The organism is Pelosinus baikalensis, from assembly GCF_020819555.1.
Lineage (GTDB): Bacteria > Bacillota > Negativicutes > DSM-13327 > DSM-13327 > Pelosinus > Pelosinus baikalensis.
Genome location: NZ_JAJHJB010000071.1, coordinates 1 through 10,368, shown reverse-complemented (window position 1 = coordinate 10,368; position 10,368 = coordinate 1). Strand labels below are relative to the sequence as shown.

Annotated in this window: 8 protein-coding genes; 7 read left to right on the top strand and 1 reads right to left on the bottom strand. The window is 42.2% G+C overall.

Features of this window, described 5'->3' with window-relative positions:
- Positions 1-245: 245 nt before the first annotated feature.
- The 6 genes from LMF89_RS24125 (at position 246) to eno (ending at position 7,427) form a co-directional block, all read left to right on the top strand.
- Entirely contained in the window at positions 246-1,271 is a 1,026-nt protein-coding gene (locus tag LMF89_RS24125) for a sugar-binding transcriptional regulator (protein WP_229537379.1), read from the top strand.
- A 69-nt stretch (positions 1,272-1,340) separates the two neighbouring features.
- A complete protein-coding gene (gene gap, locus LMF89_RS24120; RefSeq protein WP_229537378.1) occupies positions 1,341-2,354 on the top strand; it encodes a type I glyceraldehyde-3-phosphate dehydrogenase in 1,014 nt (337 codons plus the stop codon).
- Between the two features lie 63 nt (positions 2,355-2,417).
- On the top strand, positions 2,418-3,605 hold the full coding sequence (locus tag LMF89_RS24115; protein WP_229537377.1) for a phosphoglycerate kinase: 1,188 nt from the start codon (positions 2,418-2,420) through the stop codon (positions 3,603-3,605).
- A gap of 225 nt (positions 3,606-3,830) precedes the next feature.
- Entirely contained in the window at positions 3,831-4,580 is a 750-nt protein-coding gene (gene tpiA, locus LMF89_RS24110) for a triose-phosphate isomerase (protein WP_229537376.1), read from the top strand.
- Positions 4,581-4,591: 11 nt separating this feature from the next.
- Complete coding sequence (gpmI, locus tag LMF89_RS24105; RefSeq protein ID WP_229537375.1) at positions 4,592-6,130, top strand: 2,3-bisphosphoglycerate-independent phosphoglycerate mutase; 1,539 nt, start codon at positions 4,592-4,594, stop codon at positions 6,128-6,130.
- Between the two features lie 16 nt (positions 6,131-6,146).
- A complete protein-coding gene (eno, locus tag LMF89_RS24100) occupies positions 6,147-7,427 on the top strand; it encodes a phosphopyruvate hydratase (protein WP_007932221.1) in 1,281 nt (426 codons plus the stop codon).
- 238 nt (positions 7,428-7,665) lie between these two features.
- On the opposite strand, the gene LMF89_RS24095 is transcribed toward eno, so the two are convergent.
- Positions 7,666-8,829 (bottom strand): CdaR family transcriptional regulator, encoded by a 1,164-nt coding sequence (locus tag LMF89_RS24095; protein ID WP_229537374.1) that lies wholly within the window; start codon positions 8,827-8,829, stop codon positions 7,666-7,668.
- Positions 8,830-9,159: 330 nt separating this feature from the next.
- On the opposite strand from LMF89_RS24095, the gene LMF89_RS24090 reads away from it, so the two are divergent.
- Entirely contained in the window at positions 9,160-10,317 is a 1,158-nt protein-coding gene (locus tag LMF89_RS24090) for a glycerate kinase (RefSeq protein WP_229537373.1), read from the top strand.
- The last annotated feature ends 51 nt before the right edge of the window (positions 10,318-10,368 follow it).

The window sequence follows — 10,368 nt, the reverse complement described above, 5'->3', positions numbered from 1 at the left end:
GGTTGTGACAGTAGATGCGGCTCGCGGATTAGTTTACAGCGGCGAAATTAACGCAAGATAATAGTTTGAAAATTATTTACAATTTTTATCGTAATTTTTGCTAAAACTAGCAGGAGTTACTTATTGTATGGCGAAGTTAGTATATTAGAAAATAATATATACCTTACGCTAGTTAGTATATTTTTTTGACAAGATGGGACAAAAAATGTGCCATGGGGACGTTAAATGTCCCGAAGGAAGAGGTCATGTGGAAAAAAGCCGTCCAGCTTCAGCGTAAAATTGCTCCTGAATTTATTGCAGCCATTGAAGAACGATATGATATTTTGAGATCCATTCAGCATAGCGAACCTGTGGGGCGAAGAGCATTAGCTGCTATTTTAGAAAAAGGCGAGCGAGTGGTGCGTGCCCAGGTAGAATTTTTGAAGAATGCTGGTCTGGTAGATTTCTCTCAAATGGGCATGACAATCACGTTGGAAGGTCAGCTGCTGCTGAAAGATTTATCCGAATATATCAAAGCTCTTCATGGACTAACGACATTAGAAGATGAACTTTCGGAAAAGCTAGGACTTAAACAAGTCATTATTATTCCTGGTGACAGTGATAGTGACACTGCGGTACGCAGGGAATTAGGGCGTGCTGCTGCTAACGTACTGGCTCAATATTTAAATAAGAATGATATGATTGTCGCGGTAAGCGGTGGAACTATTATGGCCAATGTGGCAGAAGCTATCCATTTCACTCAGCCTTCTGTTACAGTTGTTCCGGCCCGAGGCGGGCTTGGGGAAAAAGTAGAGAACCAAGCCAATACCATTGCGGCTGCTATGGCTACCAAATTAGGCGGCAAGTATCGTATGATTCATGTACCTGAGGGGATCAGTGAAGAAATGCTCGGTGTGATGGTGGCTAATAATAGCAATATTCTCACTGTAGCAGATATGATTAAACGTGCAGATGTTCTGATACATGGTATTGGTCAAGCACAGGAAATGGCTGTTCGCCGAGGGTTTGATAATGAATTTGTTTCTAAACTCATCAATAGCGGTGCTGTTGGCGAGGCATTAGGGCATTATTGTACCGTAGAAGGTAAAAACATTTATATTACAAGTAGTGTGGGGTTACATCTGGATGATTTGGCGGATGTCGGTGTAGTAGTAGCTGTAGCAGGAGGCCGAAGGAAAGCAAAGGCTATTGTGGCGGTTACGAATGCCGGTGGGCAGGATATTCTGATTACAGATGAATCTGCAGCCAAAGCCATTCAGAGTATTATATAAGTCCTAATGGCATATCCTATGGAATGGTATTAGGCGAAAATAAATAGATAATTGGGAGGTATTTTTAACATGACAGTAAAAGTAGCGATCAATGGTTTTGGACGTATTGGACGTCTTGCGTTTAGGCAAATGTTCGGGGCAGAGGGATATGATGTTGTTGCAATCAATGACTTAACAAGTCCTAAAATGCTGGCACACTTATTGAAGTATGATTCAACTCAGGGCACGTATGCTCTAGCTAGCAAAGTGACTGCAGGCGAGGATTCTATCACTATTGACGGCAAAGAAATCAAAATCTATAAATCAGCAAAAGCAGAAGAACTACCTTGGGGTGAAATTGGTGTAGACGTTGTTCTTGAATGCACAGGTTTCTATACTTCCAAAGAAAAAGCTTCTGCGCATATCAAAGCTGGCGCTAAAAAAGTCGTTATCTCTGCTCCAGCAGGAACCGATCTGCCTACTGTTGTTTTTAATGTAAACCACGATATATTAAAAGCTAGCGATACAGTTATTTCTGCAGCTTCTTGCACGACAAACTGCTTAGCTCCTATGGCTAAGGCGCTTAATGATTTGGCTCCTATTAAGAGTGGTATTATGTCCACAATCCACGCTTATACTGGTGATCAAATGACTCTTGACGGCCCTCAGAGAAATGGTGACCTCAGAAGATCCCGTGCTGCAGCAGTTAATATCGTTCCTAACTCCACTGGTGCTGCTAAAGCAATCGGTTTAGTTATTCCTGAATTAAATGGTAAATTGATCGGTTCCGCACAACGTGTTCCAACCCCTACCGGTTCTACTACGATATTAATATCAGTTGTTGAAGGTACGGTTACCAAAGACCAAGTCAATGCAGCTATGAAAGCTGCAGCTGATGAATCTTTCGGTTACACGGAAGATGAATTGGTATCCAGTGATATCGTTGGTATCCGATATGGTTCCTTATTCGATGCTACACAAACTATGGTAGCTCCTATTGATAACGGATTGACTCAAGTCCAAACTGTTTCTTGGTATGATAATGAATGCAGCTACACAAGCCAAATGGTTCGTACCATTAAGTATTTTGCTGAACTTGCATAGTTTTTAAAAGATCTTATGGCCCGGCCTTTTTGGGCCGGGCAATATTTTTAAGGAGAAACAAAAATGTTGAATAAAAAGTCTATTAGAGACATCGATGTAGCGGGAAAGAAAGTCTTTATTCGTGTAGATTACAATGTTCCTATGGATAAAGAAGGTAATATTACCGAAGGTACTCGGATTCGTGCTACCTTGCCAACATTGAAATATTTATTGTCACAAAATGCTGCAATCATTATTGCCAGCCATTTAGGACGCCCAAAAGGTGAAGTTGTGCCTGCCTTTTCCTTAGTGCCTGTGGCAAAACGACTTTCCGATTTACTTGGTCAGGAAGTAGCCGTTGCATCTGATTGTGTTGGTTCCGAGGCAGAGGCAAAAGCGAAAGCCTTGCAGCCAGGTCAAATTTTAATGTTAGAAAATCTTCGCTATCATAAAGCCGAAGAAAAGAACGATCCGGAATTTTCTCGTCAATTGGCAAGCCTAGCGGATGTAGCTGTTAATGATGCCTTTGGTGTATCCCACCGGGCACATGCTTCTGTAGAAGGAATTACGAAATATCTGCCTGCAGTGGCAGGTTTCCTAATGGAAAAAGAAATCATGTTCGTAGGTCAAACCGTAGCGAATCCTACTCACCCTTTTGTAGCGATTATTGGCGGTGCGAAGGTTTCTGATAAAATCGGCGTGATTGAGAATTTATTGAAGAAAGTGGATACGCTAATCATTGGCGGTGGTATGGCCAATACGTTCCTTGCTGCCCAAGGTTATAATATTGGAAAATCGCTGCTGGAAGCTGATAAGGTGGAATTGGCAAAAACTCTGATTGTTACGGCTAAAGAACGTGGCGTAAGCTTACTCTTACCTACTGATGTCGTGATTGCGGATAAATTTGCTGCTGATGCCCAGCATAAAGCGGTAGCAGTTGCTAACATCGACAGTGAGTGGATGGCTCTTGATATTGGACCTGAAACAGCAACCGTATATGCGAAAGCCGTAGAAACAGCTCAAACCATCGTATGGAACGGACCGATGGGCGTATTTGAAATGGATGCTTTTGCAAATGGCACGGAAACAGTAGCCAAAGCAGTTGCAGCATCTAAGGCAACCAGCATTGTAGGCGGCGGAGACTCCATCGCAGCTTTGGAAAAAGTGGGCTTAGCGGATAAGATTACCCACATCTCCACTGGCGGCGGTGCATCCTTAGAGTTCCTGGAAGGTAAAGTACTCCCAGGCATCGCAGCTCTAGCTGATAAGTAAGTAGGATAGGATAAAAAAAGTCGTGAACCGCGAAGACACGAAGAATCACGAAGAACACGAAGGGGTAAAAAACAAATAAACCCTTTGTGTCCTTTGCGGCTTTGTGGTTCGATTCGTTTTATCTGTCGACCTGTTCTTCGCGTCTTCGCGGTTCAAAGGTTTTATCTTTTAAGACGCGAAGTGTTTCTTATGAACACATCAAAAATGATAATGGAGGATTACAAGATGCGTAAACCAATTATTGCGGGTAACTGGAAATTACATAATATAAGCAGCCAGGGTGTGGCATTAGTACAGGAACTTGGTAAATTAACTGCTGATGCGAAGAATGTAGACATTGTAGTTTGCCCTACCTTTACTACATTAACTGCTGTAGCAAATGCATTGCATGGCACGAATATTCACTTAGGTGCTCAAAACTTGCATTGGGAAAAGAAAGGTGCTTTCACAGGTGAAGTGACAGCGGAGATGCTGCGTGATGTCTGCTGCGAGTATGTACTTGTAGGACATTCTGAGCGTCGTCAATATTTTGCTGAAACAGATGAAACAGTGAACAAAAAAGTAAAAGCCGCTTTGGAAGGCAATTTAGTACCGATTGTATGTGTTGGCGAATCCTTAGAAGAACGGGAAGCGGGAACAACCGAAGTACTTGTCGGCAAGCAAGTAAAAGCTGCTTTAGAAGGTCTGACAAAAGATCAGGTAGCCAGTCTAGTCATTGCTTATGAGCCTATCTGGGCAATTGGTACTGGACGCACTGCAACTGCTGACCAAGCGAATGAAGTATGTGCCTTTATTCGTCGTACGGTAGCGGAAGTCTTTGGACAAGATACTGCGGATAAAACTCGTATCCAATACGGCGGCAGCGTAAAAGCTGATAATATTGCGGAATTAATGGGCAAAAGCGATATTGACGGCGCATTAGTTGGTGGTGCAAGTCTTGATGCCGTAGGCTTTAGTAAAATCGTTAAATTTTAGGAGGCGTTTTGGTGAGTAAATTAAAAGCACCAATTGCACTAGTAATTTTAGATGGTTGGGGCTTGGGAGATGTGAATGACGGATATAATGCAATTGTCCGTTCTGAACCACCTCATATGAAACTGCTATCAGAATTATATCCGACAACAACATTAACTTGCTCTGGCGAAGCGGTAGGATTGCCTGAAGGACAAATGGGGAATTCAGAGGTAGGCCATTTAAATATTGGTGCAGGGCGTATTGTATATCAAGAATTGACCCGCATTACCAAAGAAATTAGGGAAGGTGAATTTTTCACAAATCCGGTTTTGGTCAATGCCGTAGAACAAGCAAAAATCAATGATAGTGCGTTGCATTTAATGGGTCTTGTATCTGATGGGGGCGTACATAGCCATATCGACCATTTGTATGCTCTATTAGAACTGGCAAAACGCCACGATCTGAAAAAGGTATATGTTCACGCCTTTTTGGATGGTCGTGATGTACCGCCTTCTAGTGGGATTGAGTATATTAAAGCCTTGGAAGAGAAAATCAAGGAATTTGGTATTGGCAGTATTGCGACAGTTGCTGGACGCTATTATGCCATGGACCGTGATAAACGTTGGGAGCGTGTAGAAAAAGCGTATAACGCTATGGTTTGCCGTGAGGGAGAAGAAGCTGCTTCGGCTAGCGAAGCTGTTGAAACATCCTATAAACTTGGCAAAACTGATGAATTTGTGGCTCCAACGGTGATTGCAGGATGTGGTGATTGCGGCATTAAGGCTAATGACAGCGTTATTTTCTTTAATTTCCGTCCTGACCGGGCCCGAGAACTCACGCGTGTATTTATTGATGAAAAATTTGATGGTTTCATTCGCTGCGGAGGGCTTTTACCAATACACTTCGCAAGTATGACCCAGTATGATGAAACAGTGGTTGTACCTGTGGCTTATAAACCTCAATTCTTAAAGAATACATTAGGTGAAGTATTGGAGAACAATGGTTTAACTCAGCTTAGAATTGCGGAAACGGAAAAGTATGCTCATGTAACGTTCTTCTTTAACGGTGGAGATGAAAAACCTTATCCAGGTGAAGAACGGATTTTAGTTGCTTCCCCCAAAGTAGCTACTTATGATTTAAAGCCAGAAATGAGCGCCATTGAGGTGACTGATAAGTTGGTAGAAGCCATTAAAACTGGCAAATTTGATGTGATTATTTTAAATTATGCTAACAGTGATATGGTAGGTCATACTGGCAAACTAGATGCTGCTATGAAGGCTGTAACTACTGTTGATAATTGTGTGGGGCGTGTAGTAGAGGCTATGCGCAGCCAAGGGGGGATCACTCTCATTACTGCTGATCACGGTAATGCAGAAAAGATGCTTGACCATGTTACTGGTGAGCCATTTACTGCTCACACGACAAATGAAGTCCCTTTGATCATGGTGTCAGAAAAACACCGTGGAAGAACAATGAAAAAAGGGATTTTAGCAGATATTGCTCCAACTATTCTCGATTTGGCAGGTATTGAAATTCCTGCTGAAATGACTGGAAAATCTTTAATAAAATAAATGGAGGTTTCACTAAATGATAATTACAGACGTTATAGCAAGAGAAATTATGGATTCCCGCGGTAACCCTACGGTAGAAGTAGATGTAGTGATTGAAGACGGTATTATGGGTCGTGCGGCAGTTCCCTCCGGAGCTTCCACAGGCGTTCATGAAGCAGTAGAACTTCGTGATGGCGACAAAGCGCGCTACCAAGGCAAAGGCGTACTAAAAGCAGTAGACAACGTAAACAATCGCATTGCTGCTGAAGTAGTAGGCATGAATGTATTTGATCAAGTAGGTATTGACCAAGCGATGATCGAACTGGACGGTACTGCTAACAAATCCGAATTAGGAGCTAATGCCATTCTTGGCGTCTCCATGGCTGTAGCAAAAGCGGCTGCTACTGCTGTTGGTTTACCTTTATACCAATATCTTGGCGGCTTTAATGCCAAAGAATTGCCTGTACCGATGATGAATATCTTAAACGGCGGCGCACATGCCGACAATAACGTAGATATTCAAGAATTCATGATTATGCCTGTTGGTGCACCTAGCTTTGCCGAAGCACTTCGCATGTGTGCGGAAGTATATCATACCTTGAAAAGTGTATTAAAAGGTCTTGGTCTTAACACCGCCATTGGCGATGAAGGCGGTTTTGCACCGAACCTGACTTCCAATGAACAAGCCTTGGAAGTCATCGTACAGGCGATCAGCAAAGCTGGTTACAAACCAGGCGAAGATTTCTGCTTGGCTCTTGACGTAGCCGCATCTGAAATCTACAAAGACGGCAAATACAACCTTGCTGGCGAAGGCGTTGTCAAAACTTCCGAAGAAATGGTTGAATTCTATAGCCAATTAGTAGCTAAATATCCAATCATCTCCATTGAAGATGGTATGTCCGAAGATGACTGGGCTGGCTGGAAGCTGATGACTGAGAAATTAGGCAGCAAAATTCAAATCGTTGGTGATGATTTATTTGTTACGAACACTGAGCGTCTAGTTCGTGGCATTGAAACCAGCACTGCCAACTCCATTTTGATTAAAGTAAATCAAATTGGTTCTCTAACAGAAACCTTTGATACCATTGAGATGGCAAAACGTGCAGGCTATACTTGCGTAATTTCCCATCGTTCTGGTGAAACCGAAGATTCCACTATTGCGGATATCGCAGTAGCAGTAAACGCTGGTCAAATTAAAACTGGCGCACCAACTCGTTCAGACCGTGTTGCCAAATACAATCAATTGCTTCGCATTGAAGAAGAATTGAGCACCATTTCCCAGTACAAAGGCCGCAAAGTATTCTATAACTTAAAATAATTGTTTCTTAAAAAATAAACACCGAACTGTCAGCAGCCTGCACTGCTGCCAGTTCGGTGCTTTTGTATTATATAGAACCCTATCTACCTGTCATTGCTTCGCTAGAGAAAAATACAAGATTTTCGAACCACAAAGGCACAATGCCGCTGCTCGCGGCACACAAAGGAGACCACAAAAAATTATAAATAAAAAACCCTTTGCGTACTTTGCGCCTTTGTGGTTCGACTCGTTTTATTTTTTAATCCTCGAATAGTATTTTACACAGTATCGCATGATTTAAAAATCCGCAAGGATCGAGACCTGTGATTTCTTTGAATTTTTTCAGGCGGAATAATAAGGTGTTGCGATGGATGTAAAGATTTTTTGCCGTACTGGTAATATTCATATTATTGTTGAGTAAACTAACAATGGTATTTTTCATATCATACTTTCGCGTCAGACTGGTGGTTAGTTTTGCCTTGATGATTTGTAATGGCTGACAAGGGTCTTTTGCATTCATTTCCTTCACGAGATAGGAAGATAAGATATCAAAATCATGTATGGCAGCAAGGGGAGCTTGATTCGTAGACATATTTAGAGCAAACAAGGCCTCTTGATAGGATTGTCCTAACGCCGTGTACTCCATAGCGAGGCTCCCTAAACCCAGGCATAGGGGGAGGTTCATCGTGCTCAATTGTTTTAATAGATCAGAGGCCCATGTTTTATAAGACATTTCCCATGTATTGTATTCAAAATATTTAAAAATGATGAGCTTGTCTTCGATGAAAACAACTAAATCCTGATGATCAATATGAGAGGGATTGGATAACAATTTCATGATACTTTCTCGCGTTCTGGATGCTACCAAATCATTCGGGCCAAAATTTTTGTGGGCATGATCAAGAAGAGGTCCAATATCCACCACAAGTACCAAGCGAGGAAGAGACAACTCGTATTTTAGCAGTTTAGCAGTTTTTAGTAATTTATCATAATTTGTACTTGCATGATCGGATAAGAGGAGCGCCGCAAAGTTTTCCCGCAATTGAAATTGGGAGCGAACCTCTTCTTGCAGGACTTCTTGTTCTAGGATTAGCTCTGTTACCATTTTTACCATTCTGGCGATATCCCGTACTTTGTCCGGATGACCAGAAATACCAACTACACCGATGATTTGATCATGTAATACAATAGGCATATTAAGACCTGGCAGTGATCCTGTATATTGGTCAAGGTCGCCAGGAAAAATTTCTACGATTTGGAGACTGTTGATTACATCTTTTGCACCTTGGTGAAAGGTATTGATCCTGTGTTTATGCCCAGAGGCGATAATCACACCCCTGCTATCCATAATATTAATATTTTGCTGGGCAATCGGCATGATGTGATCTACGATAGGTTGGGCTAGATTACTTGTCAGTAACAAATGTATTCACCTCGATTAGTTAAAATGTACAATATTATTCATAAGCACTGGGCAGTGGTCGTTCCCTAAAATAATGTTTTCCATCATACTTATTATAGTGAAAACTACTAATTGGGGCAAGCTTATTCAGGATTGTTCTATTATAGAGCCCAGGATTGATAGTAGGATTTATTGTTGCTCATTGATTAGATACTTTGCACAATATTCAGCAGCATAGAAGGAGATCTGTTATATATTCTGATCATTGTAATGGATTGGTTTCTTACATACAATAATACTATCAGTCGGAAATAAACCAAAGTGCAAAAGAGAAAGGATGGATGGGTGAAGATGCGTATTGTAGTTGCTCCCGATTCTTATAAAGGAAGTGTATCAGCAGTCGGTACTGCTAACGCTATGGAAAAAGGAATTAAGGCAGTTTTCCCTGATGCAGAAGTGATTAAAGTACCAATTGCTGATGGTGGAGAAGGTACCGTAGAAGCCCTTGTTACAGCTACTGCTGGGCAGGTTATATACCAAGATGTAGTGGGGCCCCTTGGTGATACGATAAAATCCTATTGGGGAATTTTAGGGGATGGAAAAACTGCTGTTATCGAAATGGCATCTGCCTCTGGATTACCCCTTGTTCCCAATGACAAAAAAGATCCTCGTATTACCACTACCTATGGAACTGGTCAATTAATACAAGCAGCTCTGGCAAAAGGCTTGAAAAAAATCATTATTGGAATTGGCGGCAGCGCTACGAACGATGGCGGCTGTGGAATGGCTCAGGCCTTAGGCGGAAAGTTTTTAGATGCTGATGGACAGGAGCTGCCTTACGGGGGCGCTGCTTTAGCTAAGTTAGATCGGATTGATCTTTCTGGCCTTGATGCACGACTAAAGGACACTGTGATCATCGTTGCCTGTGATGTGGACAATCCTTTATGCGGCGCAAAAGGAGCCACTGCTGTATATGGTCCTCAAAAAGGAGCAACTCCTGAAATGGTGCTGGAGCTTGATGCAGCATTAAAGCATTTTGCCAGTAAAGTGAGCAAAGTGACTGGTAAAGAGGTAGCAGAGTATCCAGGGGCAGGTGCTGCTGGTGGACTTGGTGCAGGACTGTTGTTCTTCACCAATGCGAACCTTAGGCCTGGAGTCGAAATTGTTCTCGAAACCACTGGATTTGATTCTTTAGTTCAATCTGCCCAGCTGGTTATTACAGGAGAAGGACGAACGGATTTTCAGACTGCTTTTGGAAAAGCCCCAGTAGGGGTAGCCAAATTAGCAGAAAAATATAATGTTCCTACCTTGTGTCTCTCTGGTGGTTTAGGCCAGGGATACGAAGATGTATTGCAGCATGGTATCGATGGAGTAATGAGTACGGTACCAGGTCCGATGAATTTGGAAGAATGTATGGAGCGGGGAGCAGAACTCATTGAATTGGGAACCAAACGCCTCTGCCACGTTGTTAAAGTAGGTATAAAAATAAGTGGGATGGTGAACTCATGATCAAGAAGACGAAAATTGTTTGTACAATGGGTCCAAGCACAGGAAAACAAG